Raw genomic sequence first — 15,331 nt, forward strand, 5'->3', positions numbered from 1 at the left:
ATCAACGCGCCGTGCCGAGTTGGTCCAGCGCCAGGTTCAGCATCAGCACATTGACGACCGGGTCGCCCAGCACGCCCAGCCAGGGCTTTTCGGTATTGGCCTGGATCAGGGCGTCGACCTGTTCGCGCGGCAGGTGCCGGGCGCGGGCCACGCGGGCTGCCTGGTAGCTTGCCGCGGCCGGGCTGATGTGCGGGTCCAGCCCGCTGCCGGACGCGGTGACCAGGTCCACCGGCACCGGCGTGGGGTTTTCCGGATCGGCCGCCTTCAGGGCCGCGATGCGGGCCTGGATGGCTTCGGCCAGCGCGGGATTGCGCGGGCCCAGGTTCGACCCGCCCGAAGCCGCCGCGTTATACGGCATGGGCGCGGTGGCCGACGGGCGGCCCCAGAAGTACTGCGGCGATGTGAAGGACTGGCCGATCAGTTCCGAACCGACGACCTTGTTGCCTTGCTTGATCAGCGAACCCGCTGCTTCGTGCGGGAACACGGCGGCGGCCACGCCGCGCGTCAGGAAGGGATAGGCCAGCCCCGTCACCAAGGTCAAGGCGGCGAAGACGACCAGCGCCGGCCGCAGGATGCCGCCCGCGCGGGGCAGGGCGGGAGCGGATTGCGTAGCGTGTTTCATGATGGATTCCTATTTTCAGATTGGGGCGGCGGTCAGGCATAGGGTCGGGCTTGCGCCCGGCCCTATGCCCAGCCCAGCGCGGCCAGCACCATGTCGACCAGCTTGATGCCCACGAATGGCACCAGCAGGCCGCCCAGGCCGTAGACGAGCAGGTTGCGGCGCAACAGCACGGAAGCGCCCAGCGGCCGGTAGCGCACGCCCTTGAGCGCCAGCGGGATCAGCACGACGATGATCAGTGCGTTGAAGATCACGGCCGACAGGATGGCCGAGGCCGGCGTGGCCAGGTCCATGACGTTCAGCACGTTAAGCTGCGGGTAGACCGTTGCGAACGCGGCGGGGATGATGGCGAAGTACTTGGCGACGTCGTTGGCCACGCTGAAGGTGGTCAGCGCGCCGCGGGTCATCAGCATCTGCTTGCCGATTTCGACGATCTCGATCAGCTTGGTGGGGTTGGAATCCAGGTCCACCATGTTGCCGGCCTCTTTCGCGGCCTGGGTGCCCGAATTCATCGCGACTGCTACATCGGCCTGCGCCAGCGCTGGGGCGTCGTTGGTGCCGTCGCCGGTCATCGCCACCAGCCGGCCTTCGGCCTGATAGGCGCGGATCAGCTTCAGCTTGGCCTCGGGCGTGGCTTCCGCCAGGAAGTCGTCCACGCCGGCTTCGGCGGCGATGGAGGCCGCCGTCAACTTGTTGTCGCCCGTGATCATCACGGTCTTGATGCCCATGCGGCGCAACTCGGCGAAGCGCGACTGAATGCCGGGCTTGACGATGTCTTTCAGTTCCACCACGCCCAGCGCCCGATTGCCGTCGCTGACCATCAGCGGCGTGCTGCCGCGGCGGGCCACGTCTTCGGCCAGGCGCAGGACTTGCTCGGGCACGGTGGCCGCTTGGGCGGCCAGCCAGGCCTGGATGGCGTCGACCGCGCCCTTGCGGATCATGCGGTCGCCCAGGTTCACGCCGCTCATGCGGGACTGCGCCGTGAAGGGCACGAATTCCGCGTCGGCCATGGCGGGTGCCGGCGCATGGAGGGTCTTGTCGGCCAACGCCACGATGCTGCGGCCTTCCGGCGTTTCGTCGGCCAGCGAGGCCAGGCGGGCGGCGTCGGCCAGTTCGCGCGGCGACACGCCCGGCGCGGGCAGGAAGGTAGAGGCCTGGCGGTTGCCGAACGTGATGGTGCCGGTCTTGTCCAGCAGCAGCACGTCGACGTCGCCCGCGGCTTCCACCGCGCGGCCAGACGTGGCGATGACGTTGGCGCTCATCATGCGGCTCATGCCCGCCACGCCGATGGCCGAGAGCAGGCCGCCGATGGTGGTCGGGATCAGGCACACCAGCAGCGCCACCAGCACGGTCACCGTGACCGCCGAACCGCCGCCAGCTGCGTTGACCGCGTAGATCGAGAACGGCATCAGGGTCACGACCACCAGCAGGAACACAACGGTCAGGCCGACCAGCAAGATGGTCAGCGCCAGTTCGTTCGGCGTCTTCTGGCGCTTGGCGCCTTCGACCATGGCGATCATGCGGTCCAGGAAGCTCTCGCCGGGATCGGCCGCGATGCGCACGAAGATCCAGTCGGACAGGACGCGCGTGCCGCCCGTGACCGAAGAGAAGTCGCCGCCGGATTCGCGGATGACGGGCGCCGATTCACCGGTGATGGCGCTTTCGTCCACCGAAGCGACGCCTGCGATTACCTGGCCGTCGCCCGGGATGGTCTCGCCCGCTTCGACCAGCACCACGTCGTCGCGGCGCAGCAGGCCCGAGGGCTGGCTGACGGCTTGATCGCGCCATTGCCCAGGCTGCGCGTCGCGGATGTCCGCCTCGCCGAAGTGCTTCAGCAGGCGGGCGTTGATGGTGGTGCGCAGGCCGCGCAACGTCGCCGCCTGCTGCTTGCCGCGGCCTTCCGCCAAGGCTTCGGCGAAGTTGGCGAACAGCACCGTGAACCACAGCCATACGGAGATGGCCAGGATGAAGCCCGCAGGGGCTTCGGCCTGGCCGCGCAAGGCCATGACCCACAGCAGCGTCGTCAGGATGCTGCCCACGTAGACCACGAACATCACGGGGTTCTTCAACTGCGCGGCGGGCGAGAGCTTGCGCAGGCTGTCCAGCACGGCGGGCCCGACCAGCGAGCGCGACCACATGCCGAAAGGACGGTCTTGCGAGGCCGCGTCGGGCGCACGGGCGGCACCGCCGCCGGCGCTGGTTGTTGGCATTTCAATCTTGGCCATTTTCTTTCCTAGCCTGTTGTGTTGCATTCAAGGTTGCAGGTGTTCGGCGACGGGGCCCAGGGCCAGCGCGGGCACATAGGTCAACGCGCCCACCAGCAGCACGGCGCCGATCAGCAGCACCACGAAGAGGGGGCCGGTCGTGGGCATGCTGCCGGGGCCGGCGGGCAGCCGGCGTTTGGCCGCCAGCGACCCGGCCATCGCCATCACGGCGACGATCACGGCGAACCGGCCGAACCACATGGCGATGCCCAGCAATACGTTGTAGAAGGGCGTGTTGGCGGACAGCCCGGCGAACGCACTGCCGTTATTGTTGGCGGCCGAGGACAGCGCGTAGAGGATTTCCGAGAAGCCGTGGATGCCGGGGTTCAGCACGCCGGCCTGGCCGGCCGACACGGAGACGGCCAGCGCGGTGCCGCCCAGCACCAGCAGCGGCGTGGCCAGGATGACGATGGACACCATCTTCATGTCGTATGCCTCGATCTTCTTGCCCAGGTATTCCGGGGTGCGGCCGATCATCAGGCCGGCAATGAAGACGGCGAGGATGGCGAAGGCCAGCATGCCGTACAGGCCGGACCCCACGCCGCCGTAGACGACTTCGCCCAGCTGCATCTGCAGCATCGGCGATAGTCCGCCCATGGCGGTCAGGGAATCATGCATGCCGTTGACCGCGCCGCAGGACGCGGCCGTGGTGATGACGGCAAAGAGCGACGTGGCGGCGATACCGAAGCGCGTTTCCTTGCCTTCCATGTTGCCGCCCGGCGAGAACGCGGTCATGGCGCTGTCGGCACCGGCCTGCGCCGCCATGGGATTGGGCTGCTGTTCAAAGTAGGCGGTGCCCAGCGCGAAGGCCGCGAACAGCACGGTCATCGCCGCCAGGATCGCGATGCCCTGGCGCCGGCTGCCCACCATCTCGCCGAAGGCGAAGCACAGCGCGGCGGGAATCATCAGGATGGCCAGCATCTCCAGGAAGTTCGCCAGCGGCGTCGCGTTCTCGAACGGATGCGCCGAGTTGGCGTTGAAGAAGCCGCCGCCATTGGTGCCCAGCAGCTTGATGGCTTCTTGCGAGGCCACCGGGCCCATCGCCAGCGTTTGCGTCGACGTGACGGCGGGGGCGGTCACGGGCTGGCCCTTGGCATCCAGCACCGGCTGGCCCTGGCCGTCCACGCGCGGCTGGTCATAGTGCAGGGCTTCAACAGTCTGCACGTCTTGGTACGGGCTGAAGTTCTGAATCACGCCCTGGCTGACCAGCGCCAGCGCCAGCACGAAGGACAGCGGCAGCAGCACATACAGCGTGCAGCGGACGATGTCGGTCCAGAAATTGCCGACGGTGGCGGAACAGTGACGCGCCAAGCCGCGGATCAGCGCGAACAGCACGGCGATGCCGGTGGCGGCCGAAAAGAAGTTTTGTACCGTCAGCGCCAGCATCTGCGTCAGGTAGCTCATCGTGGCTTCGCCGCCGTAGCCTTGCCAGTTTGTATTGCTGACAAAGCTGATGGCGGTGTTCAGGGCAGAGTCCGGCGTTACGGCGCCCATCCCAGCCGGGTTCAGCGGCAGCATGCCCTGGACTCGCTGCAGGCCGTAAACCACCACGATCCCGATGATGTTGAAGGCCAGCACGGCCACGGTGTAGCGCTTCCAGCCCATCTCGGCTTGCGGGTCGATGCCCGCCAGCCGGTAGATGCCGCGCTCGAACGGGCGGCCCCAGGCGGTCAGCCGGGATTGCCCGTTTTCCATGGCGATGCGGATGTAGCGCCCGAGCAGGGGCGCGATCGCAAGCAGGACCGCCAGGTACAGGACCAGCAATCCGACGAATTCGGCGGTCATCAGAATTTCTCCGGTTTGAACAGGGCGACCAGCAGATACACAAACAGCAGCGCGGCGGTCAGGCCGCTGATCCAATAGAGCCAGTTCATGACGGCTCTCCCGTAGACAGGGCTTCGCAGAACCGCAGCAGGGCGGCAATCAGCCCGGCCATGACGGCGAAGACGGCGATATAGATGGCATCCACGTTTTTCCTCCCGGGAGCGCGGCTCCCTTCGAACGACGGGCCTGCGCGGCAAAAGCGGATGCGCGCCGGGCAGGCCAGGTGACCAATCAGGACACCGGCAGGTTACGGAGCAGGGGGTAAAAACGGGATATAGGTTGGGAGGGGGGGTGTAAACAAAAAATAAAGAGCCCCCACGCTGCGCTCGCTTTGCGAGCTTGCTGCCCCCCGAGGGGGCTGCGCCGCCTTGGGGCGGCCCGGCGGCGGCGCTGCTATTTTTCTGGGGTCTGGGGGCGTTCTTCTTGAGGCTGCGGGTGCTTTTGAAGGCTGGCTTATGGTTTCGCAGGCGCCTTTCCTTTCTTCTTATACGCAGGTTTGCATCTGGGGCGCGAAGGGCCGGCCCGATTTTGGGCCGCGCCCGATTCCGGGCATGGTGCGGTGGCGGTCGTCATATTTTGGGATGGGACGGATTTCTGAATTTGGCTCAATTCGGGCTTTTTGGCCAAAAAATCCCAATATTTAGAACTTTGCCGTCAAATTGCACTGCTGTGGTGCACGGAATATGTAAATGAATGCTCCGTCTTAGGGCATTCCCCTAGTGTGGCATTCCCGCACTTGGTGCAGAATCTCTTCCCATGCAGGTGAGGAGACAAAGCCCTGCATGGGCAAATACCGGCGGCACCGGTACATAAAAAAAGTAAAGCAGTACTCAAAAAAAGCAAAACGCACAACGGCTGGCACCAGGCAGTGCCAGCCGTTGTCGCATAAAAAGCCTGGATTTCATCCGCAAGGGCTTTTCAGACGCAGCGTTTCGCGCTATCCAGGTAGGGTCTCTACATCCTAGCTATGCCCGAACCCCGCGCTCTTACCTCCAAGCCCGTTTCCATTCCCTATTGGCGCCGCAACTTGCGGCTGATCCTGTTGCTGCTTGCCGTTTGGGCAGCGCTGACGTTTGTTCCCGCCTTTTTCGCCCGCGGCCTGACCTTCGATTTCATCGGGTGGCCGTTCGCCTTCTGGATGGCAGCCTACGGCGCGCCGCTGGCCTACCTGATCATCATCGGCGTATATGCTCGCGTCATGAACCGGGCCGACGAGCGGGCCGAGGCAGACGCCGCAGGCGGAGATCGCTGATGCCGTTTTTCACGGGAGACACTCCCCAGCAATTCCGGATCCGCCTGCGCCGCATCTACGTGCTGTACACCGCCGGCTTCGCGCTGATGATCCTCTTGATGGCGCTGGCCGAGATCCTGGGGATGCCGCGCAACTGGATCGGCTATGTCTTTCTGCTGGTCACGGTCAGCCTGTACGCCGGCATCGGCATCGTATGCCGGACCTCGGACCAGGTCGAATACTACGTGGCCGGACGGCGCGTGCCCGCCATCTACAACGGCATGGCCACCGCCGCCGACTGGATGTCGGTGGCGTCCTTCATCGGCGTCGCGGGCACGCTGTACCTGACCGGTTACGGCGGGCTGGCCTACATCATGGGCTGGACAGGCGGTTACGTGCTGGTGGCGATGCTGCTGGCCCCATACCTGCGGCGCTTCGGGCAGTACACCATCCCCGACTTCATGGGCGCGCGCTATGGCGGCAACATGCCCAGGCTGGCGGGCGTGGCCTGCGCCATCCTGTGCTCATTCACTTATCTGGTGGCCCAGATTTACGGCGTGGGCATCATCACTACGCGCATGACCGGCATTTCGTTTGAGCTCGGCATCTTCGTGGCGCTGGGCGGCATGCTGGTCTGTTCGTTCCTGGGGGGCATGCGCGCCGTGACCTGGACGCAGGTCGGCCAGTACATCATCCTGGTCATCGCTTATCTGGTGCCGGTGGTGTGGCTGTCCATCAAGCACACCAATATGCCGGTGCCGCAGTTGTCGGCTGGCGTGGTGCTGCAGCAGGTGACCGAGAAAGAGATCTACCTGCAGAACGACCCTTCCGAAATCGAAGTGCGCCGGCTCTGGCAGCAGCACGCCGACCAGATGGCGCAGCGCGTGCAGGCCCTGCCGGAATCCTGGACGCTGGAGAAGGACAAGCTGCGCAGCCGCCTGGCCCAATTGAACGCCGGCGACGCGCCCATGGTCGAGATCCGTTCGGCCGAGCGGGAACTGGCGGCCTATCCGGCCAGCGTCGAGGATGCGCGCGTGGTCTGGTCGCAAGCCCGCGCGACGTTCGAGGCGCGGGCGGCCCCGCCCACGCCGCACGCCGAGCCATTCCCCGCCAAAGATCCGGAAGAGCGGCGCAACATGCGCATCAATTTCCTGGCGCTGGTGCTTTGCCTGATGCTGGGGACGGCGGGGATGCCGCATATCCTGATGCGCTCATACACCACGCCCTCGGTGATCGAGGCGCGCAAATCGGTGTGCTGGTCGCTGCTGTTCATCCTGCTGCTGTATTTCATGGCGCCTGCGCTGGCCTTGCTGGTCAAGTACGAGGTCTATACGCAGGTGGTCGGCTCGAATTTCCTGAGCCTGCCCAACTGGGTGCATGCCTGGAGCGCGGTGGACGCCAATCTGCTTGACGTCACCGATATCAACCGCGACGGGGTTGTGCAGTTAAGCGAGATCAGCATGGGCGCCGATGTGGTTGTGCTTGCCATGCCCGAGATCGGCGGGCTGCCCTATGTGATTTCAGGGCTGGTCGCGGCGGGGGGGCTGGCGGCCGCGCTGTCCACTGCCGACGGCCTGCTGCTGACCTTGTCCAATTCGCTGTCGCACGACATGTGGTACCGGATGGTGTCGCCGCGCATGTCGGCCGCGCGCCGGGTGATGGTGTCGAAAATCCTGCTGTTGGTGGTGGCGTTCGGCGCGGCCTGGGTGGCCGCGCGCAAGCCCGCGGACATCCTTTTCATGGTGTCCGCCGCGTTCTCGTTCGCCGCCTCGTCCTTCTTTCCTGCGCTGGTGATGGGGGTGTTCTGGCGGCGCGCCAACAAATGGGGTGCCACCCTGGGCATGGCCGCGGGCCTTGCGGCGACCTTCGCTTACATGACGCACACGCATCCGTGGCTACGCGAATGGGTACTGGGCATTTCGCGCACGCAGCCGGTAGACCTGTGGTGGGGGATCCAGCCGATCGCGGCCGGCATATTCGGGGCGCCCGTCGCCTTCCTGACCATCATCGTGGTGTCGTTGCTGACGCCGCCGCCCGACCGGGCGACGCTGGCGCTGGTGGATTATCTGCGCCACCCGGCGGCTCCCCGGCCGCCAGCCGAAAACGCCTAAGGCGTTCCGCAGGCGTTGGCCGTGCGGTTTGCGGGGTCGGTGCAGGCCGCCCACGCCGCGCGCGGCAGGGCTTGCAGCAAGGTAAAGATCTGGCCGGGTGCCCATAGCCACTGCACGCCACCCGGCGTCTGGCCGGCGGCGTCCCAGATGCGCTGCTTCTGCGCAGCCGTCAAGGCGAATTGGCTGCCGTTGCCGTTGTTGCCGCTGTTGCCGTTGTTGCCTTTAGCCAGCACCTGAGCGGGATCGCGCTTGGCGGCATAGACGTCGTGATCGCCGTTGTCGGACCGGGGCCGCACGATGGCCCAGTCATAGTGGTAGGAATCCAGCGCGGGCGGTTGCCACGCGGGGCCGGGCAACACCAGCACGGCGTATTCGCTTGGGACCTCGCGATAGGGCAGCCCCAAGGTTTGCACACCGTCTGCCCAGCCCATTTTTTGACGGGCATAGCGCTGCGCCCGGCGGCCCTGGCCATCATACGTGTCGACCTGGGACGCCTCGCGGGAGGCGTCCTGATAGGTGATGACGCGCTGCAGCCGGCCAGCCGCGTCATGCACATAGCGCGTGATTGGCTGGGAAGGCGCTGCGCAATCGTTGGCGCCCAGCTCGGCCAGCCAGCCGTGTTCGTCATAGCGCAGGCAGTAGCGTGCCGGCGGGTTTGGACGGCCGTCGGCGGCGCGGGCGCGCTCTTCATAACCCGTCAGCCGGCCGTCCTTGCCATAGTAGTAGCGGGTTTCGGTATCTGGGCGCGGCAGGTCGGCTTTGCCGGCTTCCCGTGCCGCATCCACGGCGCTGGCGCTGTAGCGTGCGATGCCACACAGATGCCGGCGGCCGTTGGCGCCGGTCTCGAACCGCAGCATCGCGACGCCGATGCGTGCATCCGGCGCGGCCGCATACACCGACCAGTCGACGCGTTCGGCCCAGACGACAGGCGTGGCCCGCGCGCCGGTTTCCACGGTGACGGCGGCTTGCCAGGAAGGAATGCGCGAACCGTCCAGCGCCAGCAAGGTATTGGTGCTGTCCAGCGAGATGTCCGCCACCAGGGTCTGGCGCTGCGCCGATGCCGCCAGCGGTTCGCACAGGGCGTTGGCCAGCCCGGGCGCTATCGACAGGGCCGTCAGCGCAAGCAGGCGCAGGGCGGATTCAGCGTGCGGCATTGTGCAGGTAGACAATCAGGCCCCACAGTTCGCTGCTGACGCCGCCCAGGCGCAGCGCGCCGTCGCGGGTATCCATCAGCAGGAACGGGTAGGCGTTGCGTTCCAGCTTACCTGGGGGCGGCAGCCGGTACGGGGTGAAGTGTTTGTCCGACAGCAGGTAGGTATTGGTCATGTCGCCTACGTCCACATGCAGGTACCAGACGGTCAGATCCGCCACCTTCAGCGCCGGGTCGGATTCCGGATACAGGCCGCCCTGGCCGGCGGGGATGCCGCTGTCCAGCACGCCCAGGAACACGGTGCGCGGGCCGGTCTGCGGCAAATAGGCGCCGTCGCTGCCGCGCTGGGCGAAGCTTTGGCGGATGAACGCGGCCCCGCGTGAACCGGGCACCACGGTGCGGGCGAACATCGCGTCCAGCTCGGCGCCGGACAGCGCGCGTGGCGACGCGGAAAAGCGGTCCAGGTCCTGTTTGAAATCCGTCAGCCAGGCGCGGTAGCGCACAAGTTCCGCGGCGCGGTCGAACCCGTCCGCCCAGGCATTGCCGGCCGGCAGCAAGCCCAGGCCGCCCACACCCAGCCAGGCCACGCAAACCCAGACCGCGCACCACCTAGCCGCGCACCACCTGGCCGCCAGCCAGCGGCAGACCCAAGACACGGCCGGCGGTTGGGCGCGGCGGTTCAATGCGAAACGGATTTGGAGAACACGTTCATCACCACCACGCCGGCGATGATGAGGCCAATGCCGATCAGCGCGGGCGTGTCCAGATGTTGCTTGAACAGCACGGTGCCCACGATCGATATCAGCACGATGCCCACACCGGACCAGATGGCGTAGGCGATGCCCACCGGGATCTCGCGCAGCGTCAGCGACAGGAAATAGAACGAGATCAGGTAGCCCGTCACCGTGATCAGCGACGGCACCAGGCGGGTGAAGCCTTCAGAACCCTTGAGGGCGCTGGTGGCGAAGATCTCGGCGATGATCGCCACGCCCAGGTAGAGCCATTTCATTTGCGCATTCCTTCAGACTGCCGCAACAGCACCAGCAGCGCGCCCGCGCCGCCTTCGCGCTCGGGCGCTTCTGAAAACGCCAGGACTTCATTCTTTTGCACCAGCCAGGTGCGCGCCTTGTCTTTCAGCACCGGCTCCAGCCCTTGCGAACCATAGCCCTTGCCATGCACGACGCGAACGCAGCGGATGCCGTGTTCCTGGCATTCGTCCAGGAAAGACAGCAACGCGTGGCGGGCCTGCTCGACGCGCAGCCCATGCAGATCCAGTTCCGCGCCCGCGCGCCATTGGCCGCGCCGCAGGTTGCGGGCCGTGTCGGGCGCGGCGTCGCTGCGCACGAAGGCGGTGCCGCCCTCGGACAACAGGTGCGTGATTTCGCCGCCGTCGGACACGCCGGCGTCCGCGCGGGACGGGGCTTCGCCCAGCGCGTTGGCGCGGCGCAGCGCCGGGGCGGGTTCCGCCACGGGCTTGTGCTCGACCCGGGCGTCCGCCTTGATCGGCGTGACGGACTTCATCGTGCGCCGGAAAGCGGCCATGTCATCCATGGGGGGGCTTTCCGGCTTCTTCAGCACCGCGACCCGCTTGGCCAGCGCATCGCGTTCGCGCTCGGCCTGCAAGTCTTTCTTCAGGCGTTTCAGGTCGGCCAGGCCGACCTTACTGCCCCGCATTCTCCAACCACCGTTGAGCGTCCAGGGCGGCCATGCAGCCCGTGCCGGCGCTGGTGATGGCTTGGCGATAGACGTGGTCCTGTACGTCGCCCGCGGCGAACACGCCCGGGACGGAAGTCATCGTGGCCATGCCGGACAGGCCGCTCTTGGTGACGATGTAGCCGTCCTTCATTTCCAGCTGGCCCTGGAAGATTTCCGTGTTCGGCTGGTGGCCGATGGCGATGAAGGCGCCGGTGACGGCCATGTCTTCGGTGACACCAGTGTCCACGTGGCGAACGCGCACACCGGTTACACCGCTGTCGTCGCCCAGCACTTCTTCAAGCGTGTGGAACGTCTTCAGCGCCATGTTGCCGTTCTCGACCTTGGCCATCATCTTGTCGACCAGGATCGGTTCGGCGCGGAATTTGTCGCGGCGGTGGATCAGGGTGACCTTGCGGCAGATGTTCGACAGGTACAGGGCTTCTTCGACGGCGGTGTTGCCGCCACCGACCACGACCACGTCCTGGTTGCGGTAGAAGAAGCCGTCGCACGTGGCGCAGCCGGACACGCCGCGGCCCATGAACGACTGCTCGGACGGCAGGCCCAGGTACTTGGCGGAAGCACCGGTGGCGATGATAAGGGCGTCGCAGGTGTAGATCTTGCCGGTGTCGCCCGTCAGCGTGAACGGCCGCTTGGACAAGTCGACCTTTGCGATGTGGTCGAACAGCATCTCGGTGTTGAAGCGTTCGGCGTGCTTCTGGAAGCGCTGCATCAGGTCCGGACCCTGCACGCCATCCGCGTCGGCCGGCCAATTGTCGACATCCGTGGTGGTCATGAGCTGGCCGCCTTGGGCCAGACCTGTAACAAGAACAGGGCTCAGATTGGCGCGTGCCGCATAGACGGCCGCCGTGTAACCGGCAGGGCCGGAACCGAGTATCAAAACTTTAGCGTGCGTGGGCGTGGACATGGGCGGGTATCTTTAGGTTAACGCCCAATTATAATGAGCCGCATGCCGCGTATCTCGACTGCTTCTCCGCGCGCCTCGCGCAACACCCGCAACGGGCCCTCGCCGCTACAAACGCGTATTTCCGCGTTGCTGCGCGAGGCCCGCTGGATCCTATTTGCCGCCCTGGCGGCCTGGCTCACCCTGGTGCTGGCCACCTGGAGCGCGTCCGACCCTGGCTGGTCGCACTCCGTGCCCGGCGACGTCGTGCGCAACCACGGGGGACGGCTGGGCGCCTATCTGGCGGACATCCTGCTCTATCTCTTCGGCTTTTCGGCTTGGTGGTGGGTCGTCTTGCTGCTGCACCGGGTGCGGGCGGGCTATCGCCGTCTGGCCAGTCAGCTTAAAGTAACTAATAGTAAACAGCCGGAAGTGCTGCCCCGTGTCCACTGGGAAGAGGGCATCGGCTTCTTTCTGCTGCTGCTGGGCTCATTGGGAATGGAAGCCCTGCGCCTGGCCAGCCGCGGCACCCATCTGCCTGGCGCGTCCGAGAATGCCAGCGGCGCCGGTGGCGTCATCGGCCACACGCTGGCCGACCTGATCAGCCGCAGCATCGGCTTCACCGGCAGCACGCTGGCCTTCCTGGTCATGCTGGCCATCGGCCTGAGCCTGTTTTTCTCGTTCTCGTGGCTGGCCGTGGCGGAACGCGTGGGGTCCTGGATAGAAGGCCTTGTGCGCCGCATTCGCAATTCCTACGCCGCCCGCGAAGACCGCAAGGTCGGCCAGGTGGCCAAGGCCGTGCGCACCGAGCAAGTCGAGGCCAAGCAGGAAAAGCTGGTGCACGACCAGCCGGTACGCATCGAACCCGCGATTACCGTCGTGCCCAAGTCCGAACGCGTTGAAAAGGAAAAGCAGCAATCGCTGTTCTTCGCGCCCTCGGGCGGCACCGAAGGCGACCTGCCGGCCATCAGCCTGTTGGATCCGCCGCTGGCGAACCAGGAAACGGTCTCGGCCGAGACCATCGAATTCACCTCCCGCCTGATCGAAAAGAAGCTGGCCGACTTCGGCGTGTCCGTCACCGTGGTGGCGGCGCAGGCCGGCCCGGTCATCACGCGCTATGAAATCGAGCCGGCCACGGGTGTGAAGGGCAGCCAGATCGTGAACCTGGCCAAGGACCTGGCGCGCGCCCTCAGCCTGGTCAGCATCCGGGTGGTGGAAACGATCCCGGGCAAGAACCTGATGGGCCTCGAACTGCCCAACCCGCGCCGCCAGATGGTGCGCCTGTCTGAAATCCTGGGCTCGCAGACCTATCACGCCAGCCATTCGGTGGTGACGATGGCGCTGGGCAAGGACATCGCCGGCAACCCGGTCGTGGCCGATCTGGCCAAGATGCCCCACCTGCTGGTGGCGGGCACCACCGGTTCGGGCAAGTCGGTGGGGATCAACGCCATGATCCTGTCCTTGCTGTACAAGGCTGACGCGTCCCATACCCGCCTGATCCTGATCGACCCGAAGATGCTGGAAATGAGCGTCTACGAGGGCATCCCGCACTTGCTGGCCCCGGTCGTCACCGACATGCGCCACGCGGCCAACGCGCTGAACTGGTGCGTGGGCGAAATGGAAAAACGCTACCGCCTGATGAGCAAGATGGGGGTGCGCAACCTGGCGGGCTACAACACCAAGATCCGCGACGCGATCAAGCGCGAAGAACCTATTCCAAACCCGTTCTCGCTGACGCCCGATGCGCCCGAGCCGCTGTCGCCGCTGCCCACCATCGTGGTGGTCATCGACGAATTGGCCGACTTGATGATGGTGGTGGGCAAGAAGATCGAAGAACTGATCGCCCGCCTGGCGCAGAAGGCGCGTGCCGCCGGTATTCACCTGATCCTGGCCACGCAGCGGCCCAGCGTGGACGTCATCACGGGCCTGATCAAGGCCAACATCCCGACGCGTATCGCGTTCCAGGTGTCTTCCAAGATCGACTCGCGCACCATCCTTGACCAGATGGGCGCCGAAACCCTGCTGGGTCAGGGCGACATGCTCTACATGCCGCCGGGCACCGGCCTGCCGGTGCGCGTGCACGGCGCGTTCTGCAGCGACGATGAAGTGCACCGCGTGGTGGAAAGCCTGAAAGCGCAGGGCGAACCCAACTATATCGAAGGCCTGCTGGAAGGCGGGCTTGAAGGCGACAACGGCGAAGGCGCCAGCAGCGTCACGGGCATCGGCGGCGACGCCGAGTCCGACCCGATGTACGACCAGGCATGCGAAGTGGTGCTGAAGCACCGCCGCGCCTCGATCTCGCTGGTGCAGCGCCATCTGCGCATTGGTTACAACCGCGCGGCCCGGTTACTCGAGCAAATGGAGCAATCGGGTATGGTGTCGGCGATGCAATCCAACGGCAACCGGGAGATCCTGGTCCCCGCCGCTGCTGCCGCCCGAGAGGAAGCATGATGAAGACGTTTCGCCGCCTGGCCATCGCCACCGCCCTGAGCCTGGCGCCCGTCCTGGCGTTTGCCGCCAGCGCGCAAGAGCAGCTGAAGGCCTTTGTCTCGACCGTCACGGCGGCCACCGGTTCGTTCTCGCAATACACGGTGAACAATCAGGGCCGCACGCAGCCCGCGCAGACCGGGGTGTTTTCGTTCCAGCGCCCAGGCAAGTTCAAGTGGGCGGTGCAAAAGCCGTATGAGCAGCTCGTCATTTCCGATGGCCGCACGGTGTTCCAGTTCGATCCCGACCTGGCCCAGGTCACCGAGCGCAAAGTGGACGCCGCCATCGGCACGTCGCCCGCCGCCATCCTGTTCGGTTCCGGTTCGCTCGAGCAATCGTTCGACGTGTCGGCACTACCGTCCAAGGACGGCGTGGAGTGGCTGCGCGCCAAGCCGCGCACGGCCGACGCCGGCTTTTCGCGCGTGGATATCGGCATGAAAGACAATCTGCCGGTGCGCGTGGAATTGCTGGATTCGTTCGGCCAGACGACCCGCGTCGATTTGTCGGCGATCGCGCCCAACCCCAAGTTGGCGGACAAGGAATTCCAGTTCACGGCGCCCAAGGGCGTGGATGTGGTGAAGATGTAAAAAATGGCCCGGTGATCACCGGGCCATTTTCTTGGCAAGCCCCCATCAAGGACGCTTGTACGCCACGCAATCGATCTCGACCTTGGCGTCCACCATCAGGCTGGATTGCACGCAGGCGCGGGCGGGCGGATTTTCGCCGAAGTATTCCTTGAACACCTTGTTGAACGACGGGAAGTCGCGGGCGTCGTCCAGCCACACGCCGCAGCGCACCACGTGTTCCGGGCCATAACCGGCTTCCTTCAGGATGGCCAGCAGTTGCTGGATGGCCTTGTGGCATTGTGCGACGGTGCCGCCTTCGATCACTTCGCCATTTTCCATTGGCACCTGGCCGGACACGTGCAGCCAGCCGTCGGCGGCGACGGCGCGCGCGAACGGCATGTGCGAACCGCCCTGGCCTGTGCCGCCGGCGACGCCGTAGCGGGTGATGCCGTTCTTGTCGGGGGTGGGGGCATTGCTCATGGA

14 protein-coding genes are annotated in these 15,331 nt (G+C 65.8%); 4 read left to right on the forward strand and 10 right to left on the reverse strand.

The genetic code is table 11. From position 1 onward, the window contains the following. Window position 1 precedes the first annotated feature (1 nt). From kdpC to kdpF, 4 genes are all read right to left on the reverse strand, one after another. Window positions 2–622 carry a potassium-transporting ATPase subunit KdpC gene (kdpC, locus tag ACI0FO_RS01400; RefSeq protein WP_416023574.1) on the reverse strand — a complete coding sequence of 207 codons (621 nt, stop codon included), beginning with the start codon at window positions 620–622 and terminating at the stop codon, window positions 2–4. A gap of 62 nt (window positions 623–684) precedes the next feature. Next, window positions 685–2,844 carry a potassium-transporting ATPase subunit KdpB gene (gene kdpB / locus ACI0FO_RS01405; RefSeq protein ID WP_416023576.1) on the reverse strand — a complete coding sequence of 720 codons (2,160 nt, stop codon included), beginning with the start codon at window positions 2,842–2,844 and terminating at the stop codon, window positions 685–687. A gap of 27 nt (window positions 2,845–2,871) precedes the next feature. After that, window positions 2,872–4,668: a potassium-transporting ATPase subunit KdpA gene (gene kdpA / locus ACI0FO_RS01410; protein WP_416023578.1), complete on the reverse strand. Its 1,797-nt coding sequence runs from the start codon at window positions 4,666–4,668 to the stop codon at window positions 2,872–2,874. Next, window positions 4,668–4,757, reverse strand: coding sequence for a K(+)-transporting ATPase subunit F (gene kdpF / locus ACI0FO_RS01415; protein WP_039882847.1), 90 nt, complete (start codon window positions 4,755–4,757; stop codon window positions 4,668–4,670). Before kdpF ends, kdpA begins: the two co-directional genes overlap by 1 nt. A gap of 917 nt (window positions 4,758–5,674) precedes the next feature. Between kdpF and ACI0FO_RS01420 the strand changes: the two genes are divergently transcribed. Together ACI0FO_RS01420 and ACI0FO_RS01425 are read left to right on the forward strand one after the other, a co-directional pair. Then, the gene (locus ACI0FO_RS01420) at window positions 5,675–5,959 is read left to right on the forward strand and encodes a DUF4212 domain-containing protein (protein ID WP_416023580.1); all 285 of its coding nucleotides are present in this window, start codon (window positions 5,675–5,677) and stop codon (window positions 5,957–5,959) included. Continuing rightward, entirely contained in the window at window positions 5,959–8,049 is a 2,091-nt protein-coding gene (locus tag ACI0FO_RS01425) for a sodium:solute symporter family protein (RefSeq protein ID WP_416023582.1), read from the forward strand. Before ACI0FO_RS01420 ends, ACI0FO_RS01425 begins: the two co-directional genes overlap by 1 nt. On the opposite strand, the gene ACI0FO_RS01430 is transcribed toward ACI0FO_RS01425, so the two are convergent. The 5 genes from ACI0FO_RS01430 to trxB form a co-directional block, all read right to left on the reverse strand. Continuing rightward, a complete protein-coding gene (locus ACI0FO_RS01430; protein ID WP_416023584.1) occupies window positions 8,046–9,218 on the reverse strand; it encodes a hypothetical protein in 1,173 nt (390 codons plus the stop codon). The two genes, ACI0FO_RS01425 and ACI0FO_RS01430, sit on opposite strands and share 4 nt — an antisense overlap. After that, window positions 9,190–9,786, reverse strand: a complete 597-nt coding sequence (locus ACI0FO_RS01435; protein WP_416023586.1) for a hypothetical protein — start codon at window positions 9,784–9,786, stop codon at window positions 9,190–9,192. The genes ACI0FO_RS01430 and ACI0FO_RS01435 overlap by 29 nt, the downstream gene beginning before the upstream one ends. 92 nt (window positions 9,787–9,878) lie before the next feature. Next, complete coding sequence (locus ACI0FO_RS01440) at window positions 9,879–10,208, reverse strand: DMT family transporter (protein WP_416023587.1); 330 nt, start codon at window positions 10,206–10,208, stop codon at window positions 9,879–9,881. Continuing rightward, complete coding sequence (locus ACI0FO_RS01445) at window positions 10,205–10,873, reverse strand: Smr/MutS family protein (RefSeq protein ID WP_416023589.1); 669 nt, start codon at window positions 10,871–10,873, stop codon at window positions 10,205–10,207. The genes ACI0FO_RS01440 and ACI0FO_RS01445 overlap by 4 nt, the downstream gene beginning before the upstream one ends. Next, the gene (trxB, locus tag ACI0FO_RS01450; RefSeq protein WP_105555295.1) at window positions 10,860–11,819 is read right to left on the reverse strand and encodes a thioredoxin-disulfide reductase; all 960 of its coding nucleotides are present in this window, start codon (window positions 11,817–11,819) and stop codon (window positions 10,860–10,862) included. The genes ACI0FO_RS01445 and trxB overlap by 14 nt, the downstream gene beginning before the upstream one ends. A 42-nt stretch (window positions 11,820–11,861) precedes the next feature. Between trxB and ACI0FO_RS01455 the strand changes: the two genes are divergently transcribed. Further along, on the forward strand, window positions 11,862–14,246 hold the full coding sequence (locus tag ACI0FO_RS01455) for a DNA translocase FtsK (protein WP_416023591.1): 2,385 nt from the start codon (window positions 11,862–11,864) through the stop codon (window positions 14,244–14,246). Then, a complete protein-coding gene (gene lolA / locus ACI0FO_RS01460) occupies window positions 14,246–14,869 on the forward strand; it encodes an outer membrane lipoprotein chaperone LolA (protein WP_416024526.1) in 624 nt (207 codons plus the stop codon). The genes ACI0FO_RS01455 and lolA overlap by 1 nt, the downstream gene beginning before the upstream one ends. Before the next feature lie 45 nt (window positions 14,870–14,914). Here the strand turns inward: lolA and ACI0FO_RS01465 are convergent, their stop codons facing one another. Next, the gene (locus ACI0FO_RS01465) at window positions 14,915–15,328 is read right to left on the reverse strand and encodes a RidA family protein (RefSeq protein WP_105555293.1); all 414 of its coding nucleotides are present in this window, start codon (window positions 15,326–15,328) and stop codon (window positions 14,915–14,917) included. Between the last annotated feature and the right edge of the window lie 3 nt (window positions 15,329–15,331).

Origin of the sequence: Achromobacter marplatensis, from assembly GCF_049060505.1 — a bacterium.
Lineage (GTDB): Bacteria > Pseudomonadota > Gammaproteobacteria > Burkholderiales > Burkholderiaceae_B > Achromobacter > Achromobacter marplatensis_A.

Bases quoted from the DNA above. Each gene is read 5' to 3' on its own strand.
- ACI0FO_RS01445 (WP_416023589.1), bottom strand. From the start codon at position 10,873: ATGCGGGGCAGTAAGGTCGGCCTGGCCGACCTGAAACGCCTGAAGAAA.
- kdpF (WP_039882847.1), bottom strand. From the start codon at position 4,757: ATGAACTGGCTCTATTGGATCAGCGGCCTGACCGCCGCGCTGCTGTTT.
- ACI0FO_RS01420 (WP_416023580.1), top strand. From the start codon at position 5,675: ATGCCCGAACCCCGCGCTCTTACCTCCAAGCCCGTTTCCATTCCCTAT.
- lolA (WP_416024526.1), top strand. From the start codon at position 14,246: ATGAAGACGTTTCGCCGCCTGGCCATCGCCACCGCCCTGAGCCTGGCG.
- ACI0FO_RS01465 (WP_105555293.1), bottom strand. From the start codon at position 15,328: ATGAGCAATGCCCCCACCCCCGACAAGAACGGCATCACCCGCTACGGC.
- trxB (WP_105555295.1), bottom strand. From the start codon at position 11,819: ATGTCCACGCCCACGCACGCTAAAGTTTTGATACTCGGTTCCGGCCCT.
- ACI0FO_RS01455 (WP_416023591.1), top strand. From the start codon at position 11,862: ATGCCGCGTATCTCGACTGCTTCTCCGCGCGCCTCGCGCAACACCCGC.
- kdpB (WP_416023576.1), bottom strand. From the start codon at position 2,844: ATGGCCAAGATTGAAATGCCAACAACCAGCGCCGGCGGCGGTGCCGCC.
- kdpA (WP_416023578.1), bottom strand. From the start codon at position 4,668: ATGACCGCCGAATTCGTCGGATTGCTGGTCCTGTACCTGGCGGTCCTG.
- ACI0FO_RS01425 (WP_416023582.1), top strand. From the start codon at position 5,959: ATGCCGTTTTTCACGGGAGACACTCCCCAGCAATTCCGGATCCGCCTG.
- kdpC (WP_416023574.1), bottom strand. From the start codon at position 622: ATGAAACACGCTACGCAATCCGCTCCCGCCCTGCCCCGCGCGGGCGGC.
- ACI0FO_RS01440 (WP_416023587.1), bottom strand. From the start codon at position 10,208: ATGAAATGGCTCTACCTGGGCGTGGCGATCATCGCCGAGATCTTCGCC.